The sequence below is a fragment of the Onishia taeanensis genome (assembly GCF_900100755.1).
Lineage (GTDB): Bacteria > Pseudomonadota > Gammaproteobacteria > Pseudomonadales > Halomonadaceae > Onishia > Onishia taeanensis.
Map to the genome: position 1 here is coordinate 451,740 of NZ_FNCI01000003.1, position 21,794 is coordinate 473,533.

General features: G+C 62.8%; 20 protein-coding genes and 4 tRNA genes. 16 read left to right on the forward strand and 8 right to left on the reverse strand.

From position 1 onward, the window contains the following. The first annotated feature begins 31 nt into the window (after window positions 1–31). Entirely contained in the window at window positions 32–1,252 is a 1,221-nt protein-coding gene (locus tag BLR71_RS06695) for a CynX/NimT family MFS transporter (RefSeq protein ID WP_245696363.1), read from the forward strand. A gap of 240 nt (window positions 1,253–1,492) precedes the next feature. Here BLR71_RS06695 and BLR71_RS06700 read toward each other — a convergent pair whose 3' ends face one another. Next, a complete protein-coding gene (locus tag BLR71_RS06700; protein ID WP_092524365.1) occupies window positions 1,493–2,170 on the reverse strand; it encodes a glutathione S-transferase family protein in 678 nt (225 codons plus the stop codon). A 175-nt stretch (window positions 2,171–2,345) separates the two neighbouring features. Here BLR71_RS06700 and BLR71_RS06705 point away from each other — a divergent pair, with 175 nt between their 5' ends. Genes BLR71_RS06705 through BLR71_RS06720 form a run of 4 tightly spaced genes read left to right on the forward strand, consistent with a single transcriptional unit; the run spans window position 2,346 to window position 7,893 of the window. Continuing rightward, window positions 2,346–2,720 carry a response regulator transcription factor gene (locus BLR71_RS06705; protein WP_092524367.1) on the forward strand — a complete coding sequence of 125 codons (375 nt, stop codon included), beginning with the start codon at window positions 2,346–2,348 and terminating at the stop codon, window positions 2,718–2,720. Beyond that, window positions 2,717–4,876 carry a 3'-5' exonuclease gene (locus BLR71_RS06710; protein WP_092524369.1) on the forward strand — a complete coding sequence of 720 codons (2,160 nt, stop codon included), beginning with the start codon at window positions 2,717–2,719 and terminating at the stop codon, window positions 4,874–4,876. Before BLR71_RS06705 ends, BLR71_RS06710 begins: the two co-directional genes overlap by 4 nt. Then, entirely contained in the window at window positions 4,873–5,067 is a 195-nt protein-coding gene (locus BLR71_RS06715; protein WP_092524371.1) for a hypothetical protein, read from the forward strand. Before BLR71_RS06710 ends, BLR71_RS06715 begins: the two co-directional genes overlap by 4 nt. Window positions 5,068–5,091: 24 nt before the next feature. Further along, window positions 5,092–7,893, forward strand: a complete 2,802-nt coding sequence (locus BLR71_RS06720) for a sensor histidine kinase (protein WP_092524373.1) — start codon at window positions 5,092–5,094, stop codon at window positions 7,891–7,893. 39 nt (window positions 7,894–7,932) lie between these two features. On the opposite strand, the gene BLR71_RS06725 is transcribed toward BLR71_RS06720, so the two are convergent. The 3 genes from BLR71_RS06725 to BLR71_RS06735 form a co-directional block, all read right to left on the reverse strand. After that, a complete protein-coding gene (locus BLR71_RS06725; RefSeq protein WP_092524375.1) occupies window positions 7,933–9,078 on the reverse strand; it encodes a DUF294 nucleotidyltransferase-like domain-containing protein in 1,146 nt (381 codons plus the stop codon). 120 nt (window positions 9,079–9,198) lie between these two features. Further along, window positions 9,199–9,492: an HlyU family transcriptional regulator gene (locus BLR71_RS06730; protein ID WP_092524377.1), complete on the reverse strand. Its 294-nt coding sequence runs from the start codon at window positions 9,490–9,492 to the stop codon at window positions 9,199–9,201. A gap of 66 nt (window positions 9,493–9,558) precedes the next feature. Further along, entirely contained in the window at window positions 9,559–10,779 is a 1,221-nt protein-coding gene (locus BLR71_RS06735) for an argininosuccinate synthase (protein WP_092524379.1), read from the reverse strand. Between the two features lie 206 nt (window positions 10,780–10,985). Here BLR71_RS06735 and rnt point away from each other — a divergent pair, with 206 nt between their 5' ends. After that, the gene (rnt, locus tag BLR71_RS06740) at window positions 10,986–11,651 is read left to right on the forward strand and encodes a ribonuclease T (RefSeq protein WP_092524381.1); all 666 of its coding nucleotides are present in this window, start codon (window positions 10,986–10,988) and stop codon (window positions 11,649–11,651) included. A gap of 126 nt (window positions 11,652–11,777) precedes the next feature. On the opposite strand, the gene grxD is transcribed toward rnt, so the two are convergent. Continuing rightward, a complete protein-coding gene (grxD, locus tag BLR71_RS06745; RefSeq protein WP_092524383.1) occupies window positions 11,778–12,128 on the reverse strand; it encodes a Grx4 family monothiol glutaredoxin in 351 nt (116 codons plus the stop codon). Window positions 12,129–12,281: 153 nt separating this feature from the next. On the opposite strand from grxD, the gene argF reads away from it, so the two are divergent. Beyond that, on the forward strand, window positions 12,282–13,202 hold the full coding sequence (gene argF / locus BLR71_RS06750; RefSeq protein ID WP_092524385.1) for an ornithine carbamoyltransferase: 921 nt from the start codon (window positions 12,282–12,284) through the stop codon (window positions 13,200–13,202). Between the two features lie 170 nt (window positions 13,203–13,372). On the opposite strand, the gene BLR71_RS06755 is transcribed toward argF, so the two are convergent. After that, window positions 13,373–13,448, reverse strand: a tRNA-Ala gene (locus BLR71_RS06755). A gap of 338 nt (window positions 13,449–13,786) precedes the next feature. Here BLR71_RS06755 and uvrY point away from each other — a divergent pair. From uvrY to nadB, 8 genes are all read left to right on the forward strand, one after another. After that, the gene (gene uvrY, locus BLR71_RS06765) at window positions 13,787–14,434 is read left to right on the forward strand and encodes a UvrY/SirA/GacA family response regulator transcription factor (protein ID WP_092524389.1); all 648 of its coding nucleotides are present in this window, start codon (window positions 13,787–13,789) and stop codon (window positions 14,432–14,434) included. 58 nt (window positions 14,435–14,492) lie between these two features. Beyond that, window positions 14,493–16,307, forward strand: coding sequence for an excinuclease ABC subunit UvrC (uvrC, locus tag BLR71_RS06770; protein ID WP_092524391.1), 1,815 nt, complete (start codon window positions 14,493–14,495; stop codon window positions 16,305–16,307). Window positions 16,308–16,369: 62 nt separating this feature from the next. Next, window positions 16,370–16,918, forward strand: coding sequence for a CDP-diacylglycerol--glycerol-3-phosphate 3-phosphatidyltransferase (pgsA, locus tag BLR71_RS06775; RefSeq protein ID WP_092524393.1), 549 nt, complete (start codon window positions 16,370–16,372; stop codon window positions 16,916–16,918). Between the two features lie 75 nt (window positions 16,919–16,993). Continuing rightward, window positions 16,994–17,068, forward strand: a tRNA-Gly gene (locus BLR71_RS06780). A 28-nt stretch (window positions 17,069–17,096) separates the two neighbouring features. Further along, window positions 17,097–17,170 (forward strand) — tRNA-Cys (locus BLR71_RS06785). A 30-nt stretch (window positions 17,171–17,200) separates the two neighbouring features. Further along, window positions 17,201–17,287: transfer RNA gene (locus BLR71_RS06790), tRNA-Leu, on the forward strand. A 279-nt stretch (window positions 17,288–17,566) separates the two neighbouring features. Then, window positions 17,567–18,709, forward strand: a complete 1,143-nt coding sequence (locus tag BLR71_RS06795; protein ID WP_092524395.1) for an FUSC family protein — start codon at window positions 17,567–17,569, stop codon at window positions 18,707–18,709. After that, window positions 18,706–20,334: an L-aspartate oxidase gene (gene nadB, locus BLR71_RS06800; protein ID WP_092524397.1), complete on the forward strand. Its 1,629-nt coding sequence runs from the start codon at window positions 18,706–18,708 to the stop codon at window positions 20,332–20,334. Before BLR71_RS06795 ends, nadB begins: the two co-directional genes overlap by 4 nt. Before the next feature lie 212 nt (window positions 20,335–20,546). On the opposite strand, the gene BLR71_RS06805 is transcribed toward nadB, so the two are convergent. Next, on the reverse strand, window positions 20,547–20,993 hold the full coding sequence (locus tag BLR71_RS06805) for a protein YgfX (RefSeq protein ID WP_340147960.1): 447 nt from the start codon (window positions 20,991–20,993) through the stop codon (window positions 20,547–20,549). Continuing rightward, the gene (locus BLR71_RS17880; RefSeq protein WP_281241756.1) at window positions 20,953–21,246 is read right to left on the reverse strand and encodes an FAD assembly factor SdhE; all 294 of its coding nucleotides are present in this window, start codon (window positions 21,244–21,246) and stop codon (window positions 20,953–20,955) included. Before BLR71_RS17880 ends, BLR71_RS06805 begins: the two co-directional genes overlap by 41 nt. A 202-nt stretch (window positions 21,247–21,448) precedes the next feature. Between BLR71_RS17880 and BLR71_RS06815 the strand changes: the two genes are divergently transcribed. After that, window positions 21,449–21,745, forward strand: a complete 297-nt coding sequence (locus tag BLR71_RS06815) for an integration host factor subunit beta (protein ID WP_092524403.1) — start codon at window positions 21,449–21,451, stop codon at window positions 21,743–21,745. The last annotated feature ends 49 nt before the right edge of the window (window positions 21,746–21,794 follow it).

The window sequence follows — 21,794 nt, forward strand, 5'->3', positions numbered from 1 at the left end:
GGGAGCGCTTTCCCTTCTAGATATTGCTGCCATGACCAACACCACCACACCTCGCACACCGCTGTTGGGCTTTCTGCTGCTGATGATCCTGGTCGGAATCAACCTGCGGCCGGCGCTATCGTCGCTGGCACCAGTTCTGGCCCGCATCCAGGCCGATACCGGGCTTTCCCCGACCAGCATCGGTGCACTGACTACCCTGCCCGTCGTGTGCCTGGGGCTCTTTGCGCCACTGGCGCCCTGGCTTGCCAAACGGATTGGCCCAGAGCGCGCTTTGTCTCTGGCGCTGATGCTGCTGGCCCTGGCGCTTTCCTTGCGGGCATCCGCCCTTACCTGGCTGCTGTTCCTTGGCACCTTGCTGGCGGGTGGCGCAATCGGCATTGCCGGCAGCCTGCTGCCTGCACTGGTCAAACGCGAGCTGCCTCACGGTGCCGACCTGATGACTGGCGTCTACACCATGGCCCTGTGCCTGGGAGGAGCGCTGGGCGCCGGCCTGAGCATCCCCTTGGCCGATGCTCTTGGCAGTTGGCGGCTGGCACTGGGCAGCTGGGCACTGATCGCAGTGCTGGCTCTAGTGTTCTGGCGTTGGCGCATGCCACACCCCTGGCCGGACCGCCAGGCGGCCTCCAAGCCCGCTCCCAAGGCTCGGCTGCTGAAAACCCCCTTAGCCTGGCAGGTCACGCTACTGATGGGATCGATGTCGTCGCTTGCCTACATCGTCTTTGGCTGGCTGCCGGTGCTTCTCCAGCGTCGCGGCCTCAGCGAGCAGGAAGCCGGCTGGCTGCTGGCCATATCGGTCATGTTCCAGCTGGTGTCGGCCATTGGTGCCCCTTGGCTGGCCCGGCTCGGCCGCGACCAGCGGCCTGCCCTGCTGCTGATGCTTGCGGCCAACGGCGCCGGCATGATGCTACTGCTGCTGGGCCCGGTGGAGTATCGCTGGCCGGGCGTGGTGTTACTGGGTCTTGGTCAGGGTGGCTGCTTCAGCATGGCCCTTACTCTCGTGGTGCTGCGCAGCGGCGACTCACGGCTTGCCGGCAAGCTGTCGGGCATGGCACAGGGAATCGGCTACTGCCTGGCAGCCATGGGGCCACTCGGCATCGGCATCCTGCTGGACCGCGGCGCCACTTTGCCTCAAGTCTGTATGCTGCTGGGCGCCATCCTGATGTTCGCGGCGGTCTTCGCCCTGTTCGCCGGGCGCAACCGTCGGCTGGAGTTCGATGGCGCCGGGCAACTGGTGACCAAGCGGCGCCCTTGAATGCCTCAACCCAATAGGCTCTCCAAGGACCGTTGCTGAGACTAGCGTTGCCACCAGCAGATAACGCACATCGTACTGGTTCATCATACGCCCCCGAAGGTTGGGTTGAGTGTTCAACCTTCAGGGGGCAGTTCACCTGTGCGGCGACCTTTTCTTTTTTATGTTCGTCTTACGTCAGTCGCTTTTACCGCTGACGATGAAAACTCGGCCGCATCGGGGTCGTTGACCGCCACCAAGCGCCTAGCCGGACATAGAAAACTCACCGCCCTTTTCAACCGCGCGCTGATAGGCCTTCCGCTCGCCCATCCGTGCCAGCAAATCAGTGAGCCGTGGATAGTCGCCTAGCCTACCTTGCCCCTCGAGGGCCAGCAGCGGGAAGCTCATCTGGATGTCGGCAGCGCTGAAGGTCTCGCCCGAAAGCCAGGCATGCTGGCCGCACTCACCTTCCCAGAACGCTAACAGATCGCGAATCTGCGGATCGAGAAACTTGGTTTTGACCCCATTCGCCAGCAGACGAGCGATGGGGCGAATCAACGCCGGCACCGGTGGCTTGTCCAGGCGCGAGAACACCAGCGTCATCACCAAGGGCGGCATCGCCGATCCCTCGGCATGGTGCAGCCAGAAACGGTAACGCCGCCGTTCCGGCGTGCCCGCAGGCGGCAACAGCTGGCCGTCATCGAAGCGCTCGAGCAGATACTCGATAATCGCGCCGGACTCGGCGACGACCTCACCTTCGCGCTCGGTATCGACGATGACCGGCGATTTACCCAGCGGGTGAACCTGCTTGAGCGACTCAGGCGCCAGCATCGTCTTGGGATCGCGCCGATAAGTGATCACTTCGTAGTCGGCAGAAAGCTCCTCTAGCAGCCAGATAACGCGCTGGGACCGAGAGTTCTCCAGATGGTGCACTTCAATCATCGTCGTCTCCTGACAAGGAAATAGGCGTCATTGCGCTACGCCGTCGTTTGGACGCGAAGTGTCAAACGAGCGTTCAAGTAGCCTATCAGCTCCTGCCAAGGTCGTCTTTCAGTCTCTGTCGCGGCCACTAGACTCAGAAGTGGCAGCACAACCTTGATCACAGGGAGGCATCACGATGGCCAAGGTGCTGGTAGTGGATGACGAACCGAACATCGTCCTGTCACTTGAATTCCTGATGCAACAGGCAGGCTTCGAGGTGATCACTGCCGTAGACGGCGAAAGCGCCTTGACCCGGATTGCCGAAATGCCCCCGGACCTGGTATTGCTGGACATCAGCCTGCCGGGCATAAGCGGCTTCGACGTGCTGGAGCGGCTACGCGCCATGCCAACCTCAGCGCGTCTGCCGATCATCATGCTCACCGCCCACGGTCGCGAAGTCGAACGAGAGAAAGGGTTAGCGCTGGGCGCAGATGACTACATCACCAAGCCCTTCTCGACCCAGGCGCTAGTCGATAAGGTCAAGGCTTTGCTAGACGAGTCCGCCGCATGAGCCCGCCCCGTCGCCAGCACTTGATCGGCGCCTGGCTTTTGCTCAGCGGCCTGAGCCTGTTTGGCGGTGCCTTCCTGGCACTTTGGCTCGATAGCCGCTTGGCGCCGACCGGCGCCGAACGTATTGCCCTGTGGGCCGGATGCCTGGCCGGTGCCGGCTGCGTGTTCCTGTTGGGCCTGTTGCTCGAGCGCCGGCTGTTTGCACCGCTTCGCCATCTGCAGGTTCAGGTAGCACGCATGGTGGCAAGCCCCGACGCCCGCGACGACTATCGCCCCGAGGGCTGGCTAAGCGGCCTTGGCCCAGATCTCCTGAAACTACGCGAGCACTGGCGACAGGACCGCTCACAGCTAGCCGGTGCCCATGCCGAAGGAGCCAGGAGCGCCGCCCGCATTCGCCTGGAGCTCGAAGCCCTGCTGCAAGTATTGGACACCCCGCTGCTGCTTTGCGACCGTCACCGCCGCCTGCTGCTGTTCAATCAGGCCGCCGAGGCACTGTTCTCGGAACATCCCGGGTTCGGACTGGGCAAGCGCCTGGAGGGCCTCTTCGCTCTTGCCAGCCTGTCGGAGGCCCTCGACCACCTGCCCAGCGACGGTTCGCCACGGGAACTATTGATTCCTCAACAAGATCGCTGGCTTCACGGCTGCCTGCGCCGGGTGCCCAATAGCGATTGCGAGACCTTGATCACCCTGACCGACAGCACCGCCGCCTGGCACTGCGAGATGGGCACCAGAGCGAGCCTCGCCGAAGCCCTCGTGGCCGTCCGCCGTCATGGCGCCGGGCTCTCAAGTGCCGCCGAGGCGCTCAGTCAGTTGCACTCGCCCAACCATCCGGCAATCCAGGCAACGGATGACCCGCATGATCACGAAGCGCGGCAGCCCGGCGCCTCTTCGACACCCGCCCAAGGAATACGGCCGGCAACGTCACAGGGCAGCGTCGAGGTTTCTCTGACCAAGCGGCTCTCCGACATCATCGGTCAAGAAAGCCAGGAGCTCGGTCAGGCAATTGATCGGCTCGGCAAGACGCTCGAGGCCCTCCAGCGCCAGGGCGAACGGCTGGCACCGCTGTGGTCGAACGATCTTTGGCAGGCCCTCAACGACCGACTGGCCGGCTCGTCGCTGACGCTTACCCCGGTCGGCATGCCGGCCTGGTTCAAGGCCGATGCCCCGGCCTTGCTGGTGATGCTAGAGGCCCTGACCAGCCGTCTTAGTGACCTGGTCGACGTGCGCCACCTTGATGCTGAAACCTGCCTGGGCAACAGGCGCGTCTACCTGGACCTGATCTGGCTGGGCAGCTCGCTGCCCCAACACCAGTTGGCTAGGTGGAAGGCCCTGCGGCTCGACGCCTTGCCGCTCTCCCCCCGCATAGAGGATCTGCTGCACCAGCATGACAGCGACCTTTGGAGCCTTCAGGACACTGATGGCCACCATGCCCGGCTGCGATTCCCGCTACCCGCAGTGGAACGGGTGGGGCCACCGCTCACTCGTCCATCGCCCCGCCCTGAGTTCCACGACTTCGGCATTGCTGACCTGCCATCCCCCGAGGCCGAGCTGGCCGCCTGTCCGCTGGCTCAACTCGAGATAGTGGCTTTCGATACCGAGACCACTGGGCTTGCCCTGCGCCAGGGCGACCGGGTAATCAGCATCGGCGCCTGCCGCATCGTCAACGGGCGACTGCTCGCCAATGACACCTTCGATGTGCGGATCGATCCGGGGCGCCCGATTCCCCCGGCCAGTACCGCCATTCACGGCCTGACAGATAGTGATGTACTGGGCGCCCCTCCGCTGAGTCAGGTACTGCCACGCTTTCGCGACTACTTGGGAGATGCGGTGATTCTCGCCCATAACGCCGCCTTCGACCTCCTGGCGCTGCAGTCACCGGGAGCCGGAGTGGCCCTCAACATGCCGGTGCTCGATACCCTGCTGCTGTCTCGTGCCCTGGACCCATCGCTCGACGGCCACGACTTGGACAGTCTGGCCGACCGCTACGCCTTGAGCTTTGCCGCAGGCACCCGCCACACGGCGCTCGGCGACGCCCGGGTCACGGCCGAGCTGTGGTTGGCCATGCGCACACGCCTGGAGGCGCGCGGCATTCATACCCTGGCCGATGCCCTGGCACTGCAGTCAAGCGCCTTCGACCGGCAGGATGCCAGCCTATGATGCCGCCGCGCCGGACGGAACGCCTGGTGGTGCTGGTCATACTGGCCGCGCTGCTGTTCACGCCACCGCTGATCCTGCTCGCCGACCGCCCGGCCGGCGGCCTATCCTGGCTCGCCGCCTATCTGTTCGTGGCCTGGGCTCTGGTGATTGGCTTGGCGGCCTGGCTGTTGGAGAGGGAGCCCAAGGAATGAGCGTCACTTGCGAGAGCCGCTGGCATGGACCGTGAACTGAGCGTCATCGTGGCGGCGTTTGGCTACCTGGCGCTGCTGTTCGTGATTGCGGCCTGGGCCGATCGTCGGGCCCGACAGGGACGTTCGGTCATTGCCTCCCCCTTCGTCTATACGCTATCGATCGCTGTCTATTGCACTGCCTGGACCTTCTACGGCAGCGTGGGGCGCGCTGCCGACGCCGGCCCCAGCTTTTTGTTGATCTACCTGGGGCCGACGCTTGCCATGCTCTGCGGCCCGCTGATCATCCGCAAGATGGTGCGCACCGCCAGGGCTCAGCGCATCACCTCCATCGCCGACTTCATCAGCGCTCGCTATGGCAAGAGCAGTCGACTTGGCGCACTGGTAGCCCTGGTCGCCTTGATCGGCATTACTCCCTACATCGCCCTGCAGCTCAAGGCCATCACGCTTAGCCACGCGGTGCTGATGCACTACTCGCCGGTTCCCACCGGGGTCACGTCGGCAGCGAGCTTTCTGAACGACAAATCCTTCTGGGTGGCGCTGGTACTGGCGGTATTCATCATGCTCTTTGGCACTCGACACCTGGATGCCAGCGAGCGCCATGAAGGCATGGTCGCCGCCATCGCCGTGGAGTCACTGGTCAAGCTGGTAGCTTTCCTGGTGGTAGGCCTCTTCACCGTCTTCATGCTCTTCGACGGCCCTGCCGATCTATTCGCCAGGGCCGCCGCCCAGCCACAGCTGCAGCATGCACTCAGCCTGTCGGCAGTACCGGGCGGTGCGCTAGGTTGGATCGGCACGCTGCTGCTGGCCTTTCTGGCCTTTCTCACCCTGCCCCGCCAGTTTCAGGTGCTGGTAGTGGAAAACGTCGACGAGCGCCATCTGCTCAGGGCCAGTTGGCTATTCCCTCTCTACCTGCTGATCATCAACCTGATGGTCATTCCCATCGCCCTGGCAGGTCTGCTACTGAGCGGCACCGGCAGCGACCCGGACAGCTTCGTGCTGACCCTGCCACTTTCCGCGGGCCAAGAGGGCCTATCGCTTTTCGTGTTCATCGGCGGGCTATCCGCGGCCACCGGCATGGTGATCGTTGAGACCATCGCGCTCTCGACCATGGTCAGCAACCAACTGGTGATGCCTCTGCTGCTGCGGGCAACGCCGCTATCTCGGGGCCTGCGCGGCGATCTCTCGGGGTGGCTGCTGGGCATCCGCCGGGTCGCCATCGCACTGATCCTGCTGCTGGGTTATCTCTACCATGCCCTGATTGGCGATGCTTACAGCCTGGTGACCATCGGGCTAGTGTCCTTCGCCGCCGTCAGCCAGTTTGCCCCGGCCCTGCTGCTGGGCCTCTACTGGCGGGGAGCCTGCGGCCTCGGCGCCGGGCTCGGCATGCTGGCTGGCATCGCCGTCTGGGGCTACACCCTGCTGCTACCGGGATTCGCCCAGTCGGGCTGGCTGCCCATGAGCTTTGTCGAACAAGGCCTTTACCACTTGGCCTGGCTGCGCCCCTATGCCCTGTTCGGACTCGATGGCCTGGACATCTACAGCCATTCGCTGCTGTGGAGCCTCATGGCCAACATTGGTGTACTGGTCGGCGTCTCGCTGTTCACCCGCCAGAGTCGACTCGAACAGACACAGGCGGCGCTCTTCACCGGGGCCCTGACCGAAGGCATCGATACCGCGCCACTATGGCAGGGACAGACCACCCGCGGCGCTCTTCGCGACCTGCTCAAGCGCTATCTGGGTGGCACCGCAACGAGCCGTGTGCTGGCAGAAGCAAACGCCACCGACCGCAACACCAGCATGGAGGCCTGCGTGGCTAGCGCTGACGGCGAGAACGCAGCCGCCATGGACGCCTCCGCCTCGCCTCAGCTGATAGCCCGGGCCGAGCAGGCGCTGGCGGGGGCACTAGGCAGCGCCTCGGCCAGAGTCTTGATCAACTCAGTGGTACGCGGAGAGGCACTGGATAGGGAAGCGGTACTGCGCATCCTCGACAGCACCTCTCAAACGCTTGAGTACAATCGCCGCTTGGAGCAGAAGTCGCGGGAGCTGGCGCGCATCGGCGAAGAACTGCGCGGCGCCAACGAACGGCTGCGCGAACTCGACCGGCTCAAGGACGAGTTCGTCGCCATGGTCAGCCATGAACTGCGCACGCCGTTGACCTCGATTCGCGCCTTCGCCGAAATCCTGCGCGACAGCCAGGACATGCCCGACGACAAGCGCGCCCAGTTCTTGGAGGTGGTGGTACTCGAGAGTCAGCGCCTGTCGCGACTGATCGAGGAGATTCTCGACCTGGCACGGCTCGAATCCGGGCGCCTGACCCTGCACCCGAAGCGGCTGGACCTCGTCGACCTGACTCGCCAGAGCCTGGCCGCCGTGCAGCATCCGATCGAAGAGCGCGGTGTCCACCTCGAGGCGATCATCGACCTCGACGAGGCCCAAGTGATTGGCGACCCGGATCGCCTGGAGCAGGTCATCATCAACCTGATCGACAATGCCGCCAAGTTTGCCGCCGACCAGGCACCACGCGTGCTTGTGCGCCTTGAGCGTCATCGCGGCCACATCCGGCTGAGCGTGGAAGACAACGGGCCCGGCATCGCCATTGAAGAGCGCGAACGGGTCTTCGAGAAATTCCATCAGCTAGCGCAACAGAGTCCCGCCAGCGGCCACACCCGTGGGCGCCCCCGAGGCAGCGGTCTTGGGCTGCCCATTAGCCGCGGCATCGTGTCCCAGCTCGGCGGACGGCTGTGGGTCGAGGATGCCGAGACCCTGGATGGCGCCAGCCTGATCATGGAGCTACCCGATGCGCCAAGGGAAATGCAGGCATCATGATGTAACGGGTCAGGAGTCAAGAACCGCGAACCACAGGACCTAGCGCGAGGTGGCACCGACCAGCGCCGACGCCCGTCCCATCAAGCGACGGATGGCCTTCAGGTCAAGACGCAGCAGCACTTGCTCAGCCTCGTCGAGATCGTCCAGTAGGATCCAGCCATCGGCCAAGCCTCCCGCGCGCAGCCGGCGACACTGGGAGGCCAGCAGCAGTGCCTGAAGACGACTCATGGCCGCATGCAGCGTCATTGCCTCCCGGACGCCCAGCGCATCCGCACAGGCCAGTTCAGTGAGCCGCAGACGAGTATCCACTCCGCGACACCCATGCAGCAGGCTCATCAGGCGCACGGCATTCTGAAGCGGTATCAGCCCTTGGCGCTTTAGGTTCACCGCGCCGCTCTGAGGCGACTCCTTGTCATCACCATGCAGGCGCCCTAGCCGATCCAAGGCTACCGGCGTCTCCTCCAGCAGGCTGGCCATCTCATCCAGAAAGCCGCCGGCACGGGCCAGTCGAGCAAGGGCCCTGTCACGCAGGGCATCGGCTAGGCCCGCGTCGCCGAAGACCGGAGAGAAGTCGAGCAGAATATTCGTCTGCTGCACGCGCTTGACTCGCCGCTCGGCGCTCCAGATAGCCAACTGAGCGTCCCACTCACAGAGCCGTTTGCGCCACATTGGCCAGCGGGCCATGACATGACCCTGACACAATGGCAAACCAGCGACGGCCAAACGATCGCTGAAGCGCTCTCCCAGCGCCTGAAAGTAGCCATCGATTTCAGTATGGCGAGCATCCGGATAGTCGCCGATGATCATGGCATTATCCTGATCCGGCGACAGCAGGCTCTCGTGGCGTGCGATGGAACCCAGCACCAGCACGCAGAACGCTCGCGGTGGCGCCCCCCACCCCGTGGCCCGCATCTCGTCCAGGGACGCCGCGATGGCCTGGCGATAGAGCCACTGATCGTGATCGCTGATCAATTGACTGATGCGCCAAGCCGGCAGGTCCAGACGTGTGAGCGCCTCGACCAGTTCGAGCTGCCAGGCCTTGGCCGCCGCTAGGCTGGGTGTGGGCCCCAGGCTCTCCAGCGCATCCACCAACGGTGTCAGTGCTGACGAAAGCCCGGCGGGCTCGGGTAAGGCCTCTCCGGCGAACAGCGCGCGCCATGGCGAGTGCCGGTACAGAAAGGTCATAGGGGCTCCCTTTCAGCGTCCCTAAACCTGGAGTGTAGTGCCTTTCCACAAACGACGACGCCGCCGCCCGAAGGCAGCGGCGTCGTCGCGAATCACCGAGACATCTCGCTCAGCGAGGCATCAGCGTGGCGTGAACATGTCGTCGCCGACATCGTCGATGAAGCGCTCGGCCTTGCGCACCATCAGTTCGTCGCAGGCCTCGCGTCCCGACACCACGTCAGAACGCTCGAAGCGGTGCTCGAGGGTTTCTCCACCCGCGACCTGCTTGCGAATGAAGCCGCTGACGCGATACTGACCGCCGGTATCCTGGGGGTCTGACGAAATCAGGTATCCCCGGTATTCGACGGGCTCAGCCTCGCGGGACTTGGCGGATTCTTCTGACCCGAAAAAGCCGGGAAAGAGTTTCTTCAGCATCCTGCCCTCCTCTCCTACCTATGCGCTTCGCCGCGCCAGGGCCCACACGGACCCTGGCGGTCAGCTTCAGCTCTGATCGCGGCCCTTGCCGGCGGCGATGCGCAGCCGCAGGGCGTTGAGCTTGATGAAGCCTTCGGCATCTTTCTGATCGTAGGCGCCGGCGTCGTCCTCGAAGGTCGCGATGGACTCGTCGAACAGCGACTGGTCGGACTTGCGACCAACGACGGTAGCGCTGCCCTTGTAGAGCTTCATGCGCACCACGCCGGAGACGTCTTTCTGGGTCTCATCGATGGCGGCCTGCAGCATCTTGCGCTCCGGGCTCCACCAGTAGCCGTTGTAGATGACCTCGGCGTACTTAGGCATCAGCTCATCCTTGAGGTGGGCCGCTTCGCGGTCCAGGGTCAGGGATTCGATAGCGCGATGGGCGCGCAGCATGATGGTGCCGCCCGGTGTTTCGTAGCAGCCGCGGGACTTCATGCCCACATAGCGGTTCTCGACGATATCAAGACGACCGATACCGTTGTCGCCGCCCAGCTGGTTGAGCTTGGACAGAACCTCGTGGGGCTTGAGGGTCTCGCCATCGATGGCGACGATATCGCCGCGCTCATAGGTCAGCTCGATGTAGGTCGGCGTATCCGGCGCGGCCTCAGGGGAAACGCTCCAGCGCCACATGTCTTCTTCTGCCTCTTCCCACGGATCCTCGAGGTTGCCGCCCTCGTAAGAAATGTGCAGCAGGTTGGCGTCCATGGAGTACGGCGACTTCTTCTTGCTGGTAGAAAAGTCGACCGGGATCTGGTGCTGCTCGCAGTAGGCCATCAGCTTCTCGCGAGAGTTGAGGTCCCACTCACGCCACGGGGCAATGACCTTGACGCCCGGCTTCAGCGCATAGGCGCCGAGTTCGAAGCGTACCTGGTCATTACCCTTGCCGGTCGCACCATGGGAGATGGCGTCGGCACCGGTCTGATTGGCAATATCGATCAACCGCTTGGCGATCAGCGGGCGAGCAATGGAGGTGCCCAGCAGGTATTCACCTTCGTAGATGGTGTTGGCACGGAACATCGGATAGACGTAGTCGCGCACATACTCTTCGCGCAGGTCCTCGATGTAGATTTCCTTGACGCCGAGTGCCTCGGCCTTGGCGCGCGCCGGCTCGACTTCCTCACCCTGGCCGATGTCGGCCGTGAAGGTCACCACCTCACAGTCATAGGTCTCTTGCAGCCATTTGACGATAACGGACGTGTCCAGGCCGCCGGAATAGGCGAGAACGACCTTCTTGACATCGGACATTCTGGGCTCCTTCGCTTGCAGTGTGCTGAGGCACGACACCGTGGCACCGTGCCCGTTAACATTCAGGGATAGCCCTCAAGTATAGCGCCGATGAGCGCTCGAGAATACCGCCGGGGCGGGGCGCATGGCTGACAAAGATGATAGACTCCCGCCCATTCGGCAGCCGATGCCGACGCAGATTTTCATTTTTGGTTAGGGAGAGGTGCATGAGCGAGGCGAGCGCCCAAGGCCTGATGGCTCAGCGATTTCGCAGCTTTCTGCCGGTGGTGGTAGACCTGGAAACCGGCGGCTTTGACGCCAAGGGTGATGCGATCCTGGAGATCGCCGCCGTAACGCTGAGCATGGATCCGGACGGCAACCTGATTCCGGACGCGACCTATGCCTTCCATGTCACTCCCTTCGAGGGAGCAAACGTCGAGCAATCGGCGCTGGATTTCACCGGCATCAACCTCGACGACTCGCTACGCAAGCGAGTCGCGCTGAGCGAGTCAGAGGCCATGAATGAGATATTTAGGCCCGTACGCAAGGCGATCAAGGCTCACAACTGTACGCGGGCCATTCTTGTCGGCCACAACGCGGCCTTCGACCATGGCTTCCTGAACGCTGCGGTCAACCGCTGCAATATCAAGCGCAACCCCTTTCACCCCTTCTCGAGCTTTGACACCGCCAGCCTGTCGGGCCTGGTATACGGCCAAACGGTACTGGCGAGAGCCTGCCGTGCCGCCGGCATCGAGTTCGACAACACCGAGGCCCACTCGGCCCGCTATGATACCGAGCGGACCGCCGAGCTGTTCTGCTCGATCGTCAACCGTTTCAAGGATCTTGGCGGCTGGAACTTGGCCCAGCGCGAACAGGGCATGGACGAACTCTAGCGCTAGCCCCGACTCCGCACCGGTCCAGGCGCCATCCATGGCGACGCCTAACAGGTCTGAACAGAAAAAACCCCCGCCAGCCCAGCTGACGGGGGTTTTGCTTTTAAGCAACTGTTGCGACAGCGCTTATTCGCTAGCGTTTTCTTCGTTCGCCTTGGCGCGCTCGGCAGCGGCTTTTACCAGCGTCTCGAGCTCGCCGTTCTGGTGCATTTCAACGACGATGTCGCAGCCACCGACCAGCTCGCCTTCGACCCACAGCTGCGGGAAGGTCGGCCAGTTGGCGACCTTGGGCAGCTCGGCGCGAATATCCGGGTTATCGAGCACGTTGACGAAGGCAAAGCGCTCGCCGCAGGACATCAGGGCCTGCACGGTCTGGGCAGAGAAGCCGCATTGCGGAAGCTGAGGCGTGCCCTTCATGTAGATCAAGATCGGGTTTTCGCTAATCTGCTGCTGGATGTTCTCGACGGTCGTGCTCATGAAGAATTCCTTCTAATGAATGCTTAGTGTCCTGACCATTCTACTGATGCCAGCAAGACGAATATAGCCCCGCCATTGGCTTCCCCATCGCATCGCGTTGCGTGTTGCACAGCGGCTGGCTAGGATGGGGGTTTTTGCGCGCGGAGTAACCTCATGGCGACACGCCATTTCCTGACCCTGCTTGACCTCTCTCCCGAGGAACTGACGTACCTGGTGCGTCGTGCCATCACCATCAAGAATGGCCTCAAGACACACGGCCCGACCTATACGCCGTTCGCCAACCGCACCCTGGCGATGATCTTCGAGAAGTCCTCGACCCGCACTCGGGTATCCTTCGAGACGGCCATGGCGCAGTTTGGCGGTCACGCCCTCTTCCTGTCTCCGCGTGACACCCAGCTTGGCCGCGGCGAGCCCATCGGCGATACCGCGCGCGTGCTCTCGGAAATGGTCGATGCGGTCATGATCCGCACCTTCGATCATTCAGGACTCGAGGCGTTCGCCGCCGCCAGCAGCGTGCCGGTCATCAATGCCCTGAGCGACGACTATCACCCCTGCCAGCTGCTGGCCGATGTCATGACCTGGAGCGAGCTTCGCGGCAACGTGCGCGACAAAACCGCCGTGTGGATCGGTGATGGCAACAACATGTGTCATTCTTGGATCAATGCCGCCCGCCAGTTCGGCTTCAAACTGCGCATCTGCTGCCCCGAAGGCTATGATCCCGATCCGGCGATCGTGGCCGCGGCCGGCGACCAGGTGAGCATCCTGCGCGATCCACAGGCGGCGGTGGCAGGCGCCGATCTTGTCACCACCGACGTCTGGGCCTCAATGGGTCAGGAAGAGGAACAGGCCAAGCGCGAAGCGGACTTTGCCGGCTTCCAGGTCACCGAGGCGATGCTCGACCTGGCAGCCGACGACGTGCTTTTCCTGCACTGCCTGCCGGCGCATCGTGGCGAGGAAATCAGCACCACTCTACTCGATGATCCACGCGCCGTGGTCTGGCAAGAAGCCGGTAACCGCCTGCACGCCCAGAAAGCGCTGCTGGAGTTTCTGTTGCTGGGGCGCGTCGAAAACTAATGCCGGTGCCGGTATCGCCCTGGCGGGTGATACCGGCCCTCTTGCCTCAGCGCGAGGGCGACTCGCCCTCAATACTCACCTGAAGAACTCTTTGAAGAATCTCAGCGACGAATCCGAGACACAAAAAAACGCCGTGAACTTGGCGTTCACGGCGTTTTACAATGTTCGTGTGGTGGAGCCTAGCGGGATCGAACCGCTGACCTCAACACTGCCAGTGTTGCGCTCTCCCAGCTGAGCTAAGGCCCCACAGCGCTGCATTTCGTATTGGCTAGGCGCTTCACCAGAGTATGATCACTGCTGTAGCGTGCCAATTGCAACATGATCTACGAAGGCTCGCCCCCGAAGACGAGATGCATATTATACAAAGGGTTATGCATCGTCAACCCCTTTTCCCGAGCTTCGAGTTTACCAGTAAAGTCGCTGCACTCTGACCCAAGCCTCCATCGACGCATATCGATACAAAGATGGCCGTCATGAGCGTCGCCGCACCCAGTAAATTAATGTAATCTAATGCGACCCCGGCGACATCATCAACATTCTGCTCAGCATGAGCATTCACCGCCGTAGGATCCACAGGAGGCATCTTGATCAAGGTTCTCATCGCCGACGACCACCACCTGGTCAGAACCAGCATTGCCCATCTTCTCGACGCGGAAAACGGCATCAAGGTGGTGGATGAGGCAGCCGATGGCGAAGAGGCAGTGACGCTGGCTCGACAGCTACGCCCGGATGTCGTGCTGATGGATATCCGCATGCCGGGCATCGGCGGTCTGGAAGCGACGCGCAAGATTGCCAAGACCATCGACGACTGTCGCGTACTGGTCCTGACGGCCTTCCTCGAAGAAACCTTCGCCCAGCGGCTGCTGGACGCAGGCGCTTGCGGCTTCATCGGCAAGGGCGCCGAGCCGTCGGAAATGGTTCAGGCCATCCGCGCCGTGTTCGACGGCAAGCGCTACGTTAGTCCGACCATTGCACAGCGCCTGGTACTGTCCAAGATTGAAACGCCGGAAAACCCCTTCGACAGCCTGTCGCAACGCGAGCTGCAGGTGGCGATGATGATCGTCAACTGCCAGAGGGTCAGCGATATATCGGACAGCCTTTTCCTGAGCCCCAAGACCGTCAACACCTATCGCTACCGCATCTTCGAGAAACTCGGCGTGCACTCAGACGTCGAATTGACCCACCTGGGACTGCGTCACGGCCTGGTGGACGGCTACCAGCACGACGCCTGAACCGCCAGGGCGGCGGGTTCTGGTATGCTGACACTTCACTCGTGAAGCACTAAGCCCCATGACCTTCGACGCCAAGCACTTCCTCAAGAACATCAGCCAATCCCCCGGCGTCTATCGCATGTTCGACGCCAAGGGCGACACCCTGTACATCGGCAAGGCCAAACGCCTGAACGCGCGCTTGGCGAGCTATTTCCGTGGCGCCCTCAATACCAAGACTCAGGCGCTGGTCGCCCGTATCGCCGATATCCAGGTAACCGTCACCCACAGCGAGACCGAGGCCCTGCTGCTCGAGCAAACGCTGATCAAGGAACTGCGGCCGCCTTACAACATCCTGCTGCGCGACGACAAATCCTACCCTTTCGTCTTCGTCAGCGATCGCCACCCCTACCCCGCCCTGGAATACAAGCGGGCTCGCAGTCGCCGTGATGACGGCCGCTATCTCGGCCCTTACCCGAGCAGCAGCGCGGTGCGCGAGAGCCTGTCGCTGATGCAGAAGATCTTCCGCATTCGCAACTGTGAGGACAGCGTCTTTTCTCACCGCACGCGCCCCTGCCTGCAGTATCAGATCCAGCGCTGCAGTGCGCCCTGCGTCGACTACATCAGTGAGGAAGACTATCGGCGCGACCTCGAGCATGCGGTGATGTGCCTGCAGGGCAAAAGCGAGCAGGTCACCGAGCAACTGACCCGCGAGATGGAGACCGCTAGCCAGTCATTGGAGTTCGAGGAGGCCGCTCGGCTTCGCGATCAGATCCAACAGTTGCGCAGCCTCCAGCGTCAGCAATATGTCGATACCGACGGCGGCGATGCCGATATTTTCGCCCTGGCCCAGCGGCCAGGGGGGCTTTGTGTCTCGGTGCTGACCGTCCGCGAGGGCCGCATGCTCGGCGCACGCCATCACACCCCTGACAACGGCCTCGACCTGGGACCCGAGGCGCTGCTCACCGAATTCATCAGCCAATACTACCTGGGCCAAGTTCATGAACCCGTCGCCGAGATCATCACCTCACACCCGCTGGCTGATGCCGACCTGCTGCAGGGCGTGCTGTCCGAACAGGCAGGACGCCAGATCCGCCTGACCCATCGCGTGCGCGGCCACCGCGCCCAATGGCAGCAGCTCGCCCAGACCAACGCCGAACAGCACCTGGCCACCCAGCTGGCCAATCAGACGCAGCTGGCCAAACGCTTCGAAGCGCTGCGCGATGCGCTCGGCCTGGCCGAGGTGCCCAAGCGCCTGGAGTGCTTTGACATCAGCCACAGCCATGGCGAGGCCACCGTGGCATCCTGCGTAGTGTTCGATCACGACGGCCCGGTGAAATCCGACTACCGGCGCTTCAATATCGAGGGCGTGGCGGCCGGCGACGACTACGCTGCCATGCAGCAGGCACTGACCCGGCGTTTCAAGCGCCTCGCCGAGGGTGAAGGCAAGCGTCCGGATCTGCTATTCGTGGACGGCGGCAAGGGACAGTTGAACATGGCCCGAGAGGTCTTCGCCGAACTCGGCGTAACGGGCGTGGGACTGATCGGCGTGGCCAAGGGCACCACCCGCAAGCCCGGGCTCGAGACGCTGTTCGTCGAGACCATCGACCACAGCCTGAGCCTCGAAGGCAGCTCCCCTGCCCTTCACCTAGTGCAGCATATCCGCGACGAATCGCACCGCTTCGCGATTGCAGGGCACCGGGCACGTCGTGACAAGGTCAGGCGCACCTCGACCCTTCAGGACATCCCCGGCGTAGGCCCCAAACGCCGCCGCGAACTGCTACGTTTCTTCGGTGGACTTCAGGGGGTACGCCAGGCCAGCCGTGATGAGCTGGCCCGCGTCCCCGGCATCAGCGACAGCATGGCGCAGGCGATTCATCAGGCACTGCATGGATGATCGCGCACCGGCCATATAGAATGGTGGCCCTCAGACTTCAGGCAAGGACAAGCGGCGCTCAGATGAACATCCCCAACATTCTCACCCTCGCCAGAATCGCCTTCATTCCGCTGTTGGTGGTGATCTTCTACCTGCCCTACGGCTGGAGCATGTTATTGGCGGCGGGGTTGTTCGGTCTGGCCGCCATCACCGACTGGCTCGACGGCTATCTGGCCAGGCGCTGGAACCAGAGCACGCCCTTCGGCGCTTTCCTCGATCCGGTCGCCGACAAACTGATGGTGGCTGTCGCTCTGGCCTTGCTGATCGAACGCTACGATGCTGCCTGGCTGACCCTGCCGGCACTGGTGATCATCGGCCGCGAGATCGTCATTTCGGCCCTTCGCGAGTGGATGGCCGAAATGGGCAAACGCGGCACCGTGGCGGTATCGTCAATCGGCAAGATCAAGACCACGCTGCAAATGGTCGCCCTGCTGCTGCTGCTCGGTTTCCCACCGGGCAGCCTGATCGCGCAAATCGGCATTGTCACCCTGTACCTGGCGGCAGCGCTGACGCTGTGGTCCATGCAGCAATACCTGCGTGCTGCCTGGCCGCATCTTTCAGGCTCCATGTAGTCCTGACAGAGCAATGAAATGCGCATAAGCGCTTGACACTTACGCACTTATGCGTATAATTCGTCCTCGAGTCAGGCGGGAATAGCTCAGTGGTAGAGCATCGCCTTGCCAAGGCGAGGGTCGCGAGTTCGAATCTCGTTTCCCGCTCCATTATCGCGATGGTTGACTGACTCAGTGAGGCTGGATGGCAGAGTGGTTATGCAGCGGACTGCAACTCCGTGTACGCCGGTTCGATTCCGACTCCAGCCTCCATTTCTGATTTGCCCCCGCTCGAACCTCCCCGCCCGGATGGCGAAATTGGTAGACGCAAGAGACTTAAAATCTCTCGGTGGTAACACCGTGCCGGTTCGAGCCCGGCTCCGGGCACCAAGCTATTAACCCCTTCTCGTCTTTTATTTCCGATCACACATCGCCCTGTGGCGGTATTCTCGTGCCTGCCATTCTTGTGCGAGCGCACATCAGGAAAATCGGGACGCGCTCATCTGCACGCCAGCTTTTGCCGGACAGCGCCTGAAGCGCCTGCCCAGCCGCCGAGGTGCGTGATATCCTAATCGGCTTGCAGCAGCGGACGGCACGCAATGCGGTTCCGGCGCAGCCCCGACGCCGCTACTTCGCTGCCGAACAGGCCACATTAGCAAGTACACCGACATGCCCCTTCCTCGCCTTCGCGATCCCTATATCAACTACCGCAACCGCCACCTGCTACACGTGATGCGGGTCACCCTGGCGTTGACGATCACTTTCGTCTTCATCGACATCCTCGATGTTCCTCACGCCAGCTGGGCGCTGGTCAGCACCGTGATGGTGATGGGCAACCTGCCCCATATCGGCGGCGTGCTAGACAAGGGCCGTCAGCGATTATTCGGCACCGTTTTAGGCGCCGCCTGGGGCATTCTCATTACGCTGGCGCCCAACCCGCCACCGCTGGTGGTGCCGATCTGGACGCTGGCCGGCATTGCCGCCGCCACCTATGTGACCTTCAAGGGCCGCTACGGCTATAGCGGCCTGATGTTCGCCATCAGCCTGCTACTGGTTGTCGGCGACGGCACCCAGGAGCTGGGAACGGCGCTATGGCGGTCGTTCAACGTACTCGTCGGCACGCTGATCGGCATCCTGGTAACCGCCTTTGCCATGCCGCAAAAGGCCACCGACGTGCAGCGCTTTCTGCTCGCCGAGACACTGGACAAGCTCGCGCGGCTGTATCATGCCCACACCAGCTCTACCGGCTCCCAGGATCTCGATACCCAGCCGCTCCTCAAGTCGTCGAGCAGCCTGCTGATCAAGCAGCGAGGCCTAGTCGATGCGATCCACCGCGAGCGTCGCCTGAAACGGGACGAGCTCGATACCATCATCTCGCTTGAGAGAAGGATGCTCTCGACCATCGAGCTGCTACTCGAAACCCACTGGACGACCCGCGACGGCCATGATCATATCGCCGCCATGGAGGGCCTGCGCGACCAGCAGCATCGCCTGGCTCGCGACCTGGGCACCCTGGCCTTCCAGGTCCGTACCGGTCAGCCTATCGATGTCGAACTGGCGCCCTTCGACCTGGAGCGCTATGCCATGAATGCCCGCCAGGCCACGGCTTCCAGCGGTCGAGCGCTATTCGGCCCGGCCGGCTATCTATGGCTCAATCGGGAGCTTGCCCGCCTCACCCAGGAGCTAGTCGACACCCTTGGCGAGCTTAGGCGCTTGCCCAGCCAGCGTCTGCGCAAGCGGGCCCGGCGTCACGCGCTGACCACGCACGCGACCTTATCCGACGACAGCAACTCGCAAGGACCCGTCTCATGACGCGCGATTCACATCTACAGGACGTTCTCATTCTCGGCGGCGGCGCGGCCGGTCTCGCCCTGGCGCTGGAGTTGGCTGACAGTCGACCGGTCACACTACTGCGTCCGGCCAGCGACGATCATGGCGCCAGCCGCTGGGCCCAGGGCGGAATCGCCGCCGTGCTGTCACCCCAGGACAACGTCGAGGACCATATCCAGGACACCCTGGTCGCCGGCGACGGCCTGTGTGATGAGAGAGCGGTCCGCTTTACCGTCGAGCATGGCCGCAGTGCCATCGAATGGCTGCTATCCCTGGGCGTGCCTTTTACGCCGGATGCTCGGGAAGACGCGCCCTACCCCTTCCACCTGACCCGGGAAGGCGGCCACGGAGCACGGCGCATCATCCATGCCGCCGATGCGACCGGTCAGGCGCTGATTGATACCCTCCTCAAGCATGCCCGCCGCCATCCTGGCATCACGCTACGCGACGACCTGGGCGCCATCAGCCTTTTGCAAGATGCCAACGGTGCTTGCCGAGGCGCCCGCTGCCTCGACGGCAAGGGTCGCCGCGAAGACATTGCCGCCGCCGAGACAGTGCTCGCCACTGGCGGCGCCAGCGGGCTCTGGCAGCACACCACCAGCCCGCTTCCAGCCTGCGGAGAAGGCATGGCGATGGCCGCCGAGCTGGGGGCCAGACTGATGAACCTCGAGTTCCAGCAGTTTCACCCCACCTGCCTGTTTGACCCCGAGGGCACACCCTTCCTGATTAGCGAAGCGGTGCGCGGCGAGGGGGGCATTCTCACCACCCTCGATGGCCATCGCTTCATGCTCGATACCGATCCGCGGGCCGAGCTGGCCCCCCGGGATATCGTGGCTCGTGCCATTGACGCCCAAATGCAGCAGACCAACGCCAGTCATGTGCTGCTGGACGTCAGCCACCTGCCAGAGGCCACGCTCAAGGCCCACTTCCCAACCATTCTTGCCCACTGCCTGAGCCGTGGGATCGATATCACCCAAGAGCCGATTCCGGTGGTGCCCGCCGCTCACTATAGCTGTGGCGGCGTCGCTACCGATCTCGACGGCCGCACCAGTGTTAAGGGACTATTTGCCATCGGCGAAGTCGCCTGCACCGGCCTGCACGGCGCCAATCGCATGGCCAGCAACTCGCTGCTGGAGTGTCTGGTCTTCGCGCGGGCCGCCGCCGAGACCCTCAAAGCCACACCGACAGAGCCGTCAGCTCCCCGCTCTCAACAACAGTCTCAACGACACGCTCAACGACAGCCAGCCGACGCGCTGACCGACGACCGCACTCAAGTCCCTGAGCAGCAGGTCGAGAGGTTATTCCAACGCCTGCGGGCGGTCATGAGTCGACGCGTTGGCATCGTGCGAGACGCTTCCGGGCTCGGCGAAGCCGAGAGAGATATCGCTAAGCTAATCGCGGAAAGCCGTGAACTGCTTCAGGCCCATGCGCCTAGCCGCCACCTGGCAAGCCTATGGCATGCCGTTCGGCTGGCCGGCATGACCGTTCAGGCCGCTCAAGGCCGCCATGAGTCTCGCGGCCTGCACTTCAACCGCGACCATCCACACCACGCCCCTGGCAACGCACTCTCCTCGAGCATCCAACTGCCTGAGCAGTGGCGAACCTAAGTCATGTCTCGCCTAGCGTCAGCAGAATCGCGTTAGGTGGAAACGATATAGCGGCAGCCAATCAGGAAGAGGCTCTACAAGCAGCACCTAGTCTGCAAGCCAAATGGCGAGCGGGAGGGTGATGGCCCAGGAATCGGGAGTGAGGATTGAAGGCTCGAAACTGAGCAAGGGTAAAGAGGCGAGATAAGCCGGCCAGGAAGCGATTAGGCGAATCAGTGGTCGGCCTTGCCCGCCACCAGCAAGCGGCGCAGGGCTCGCCCCTCCTCCTTGCCCAGGCTGTCCGGCCACAGCCAATACGACTCATCGGACAGCGTGAGCCCCACCAGCCAGGGGCCGAGATAACCACAGCCGACGGAGCAGCGCGTCCAGCCGGCTTCATCGGTGCATCGCACCTGCCATTCCCCGCCAGCTTTACGCTCCGCATCTAGCCCCACCTCTCCCCCCATGGCGCCGCGCTCAACGAAGCGTAGCTGCCAAGCTACCCGGCGCCGGCCGGCATAGCGCCACAGCACTAGCCCCATGGACAACGCCGCCGCAGCGGATAGCCACGGCGGCGCATAAACCAGACTCAACAACAGGGCTCCCAGGGCCATGCCCAGATGGAGCCCGACGGCCAGTCTAGAGGGTACGATACTGATCGTTACCGGTGGTTTCGGCATAATCAACTATCATCTTCACCACGCGACGACGCTGTGCATCCTCGGGCCACTCGCGACGCATCAGCCACACGAAAAGGTCTTGGTCTTCCTCGGCAATCAAATCGCGATAGGTTTGCTTGTCGGCATCATCCAGGGCATCGAAGCGATGCTCAAGGAAGGGGATCAACAGCAGATCAAGCTCCCACATACCGCGACGGGAGTGCCAGTGGAGCCGCTTGCGATCAATCTCATCGACAGTTTGCTGTTCGTTCAAGGTCAGCCTCGAAACTCTTACGGAATGTGCACACAGTATACGCTTGGCGACGCTTGGCGCCATGGGTCGGGAACCGCATCCCGCTACGCAACGGAAGACTCTTGCTAGTTCGTTGTTTTATCTCGGTTTGCACAGTATGCTAAATCAAACAATAGCGCCGAGATGTTGCCAATCTGCCGGCACCACTGCACGGAGTAAGTCGATGACCAAATCCGAGTTGATCGAACAGATAGCCATGCGGCAGCCCGAGCTGTCAGTCAAGGATGTGGAAGCCGCTGTCCGCATCATCCTCGACGACGTCACCGATGCCCTGGCAGAGGGAGGCCGCGTCGAGATCCGCGGCTTTGGCAGTTTCTCGCTGCACTATCGCGAACCCCGAACCGGGCGCAATCCCAAGACCGGCGACCCGGTCGAACTCGAGGGCAAGTTCGTGCCTCATTTCAAGCCGGGCAAGGAACTTCGCGAACAGGTCAATGCCAGCAGAGCCTTGGGCTACTAGAATAGCGGTTTGCCCATCTGCCCCCTGTTGGCTTCACAAAGGACACTAT

Excerpts from the sequence above, each read along its gene's own strand:
- BLR71_RS06695 (WP_245696363.1), top strand. The coding sequence starts at position 32 with ATGACCAACACCACCACACCTCGCACACCGCTGTTGGGCTTTCTGCTG.
- BLR71_RS06700 (WP_092524365.1), bottom strand. The coding sequence starts at position 2,170 with ATGATTGAAGTGCACCATCTGGAGAACTCTCGGTCCCAGCGCGTTATC.
- BLR71_RS06705 (WP_092524367.1), top strand. The coding sequence starts at position 2,346 with ATGGCCAAGGTGCTGGTAGTGGATGACGAACCGAACATCGTCCTGTCA.
- BLR71_RS06710 (WP_092524369.1), top strand. The coding sequence starts at position 2,717 with ATGAGCCCGCCCCGTCGCCAGCACTTGATCGGCGCCTGGCTTTTGCTC.
- BLR71_RS06715 (WP_092524371.1), top strand. The coding sequence starts at position 4,873 with ATGATGCCGCCGCGCCGGACGGAACGCCTGGTGGTGCTGGTCATACTG.
- BLR71_RS06720 (WP_092524373.1), top strand. The coding sequence starts at position 5,092 with ATGGACCGTGAACTGAGCGTCATCGTGGCGGCGTTTGGCTACCTGGCG.
- BLR71_RS06725 (WP_092524375.1), bottom strand. The coding sequence starts at position 9,078 with ATGACCTTTCTGTACCGGCACTCGCCATGGCGCGCGCTGTTCGCCGGA.
- BLR71_RS06730 (WP_092524377.1), bottom strand. The coding sequence starts at position 9,492 with ATGCTGAAGAAACTCTTTCCCGGCTTTTTCGGGTCAGAAGAATCCGCC.
- BLR71_RS06735 (WP_092524379.1), bottom strand. The coding sequence starts at position 10,779 with ATGTCCGATGTCAAGAAGGTCGTTCTCGCCTATTCCGGCGGCCTGGAC.
- rnt (WP_092524381.1), top strand. The coding sequence starts at position 10,986 with ATGAGCGAGGCGAGCGCCCAAGGCCTGATGGCTCAGCGATTTCGCAGC.
- grxD (WP_092524383.1), bottom strand. The coding sequence starts at position 12,128 with ATGAGCACGACCGTCGAGAACATCCAGCAGCAGATTAGCGAAAACCCG.
- argF (WP_092524385.1), top strand. The coding sequence starts at position 12,282 with ATGGCGACACGCCATTTCCTGACCCTGCTTGACCTCTCTCCCGAGGAA.
- uvrC (WP_092524391.1), top strand. The coding sequence starts at position 14,493 with ATGACCTTCGACGCCAAGCACTTCCTCAAGAACATCAGCCAATCCCCC.
- pgsA (WP_092524393.1), top strand. The coding sequence starts at position 16,370 with ATGAACATCCCCAACATTCTCACCCTCGCCAGAATCGCCTTCATTCCG.
- BLR71_RS06795 (WP_092524395.1), top strand. The coding sequence starts at position 17,567 with ATGCCCCTTCCTCGCCTTCGCGATCCCTATATCAACTACCGCAACCGC.
- nadB (WP_092524397.1), top strand. The coding sequence starts at position 18,706 with ATGACGCGCGATTCACATCTACAGGACGTTCTCATTCTCGGCGGCGGC.
- BLR71_RS06805 (WP_340147960.1), bottom strand. The coding sequence starts at position 20,993 with ATGCCGAAACCACCGGTAACGATCAGTATCGTACCCTCTAGACTGGCC.
- BLR71_RS06815 (WP_092524403.1), top strand. The coding sequence starts at position 21,449 with ATGACCAAATCCGAGTTGATCGAACAGATAGCCATGCGGCAGCCCGAG.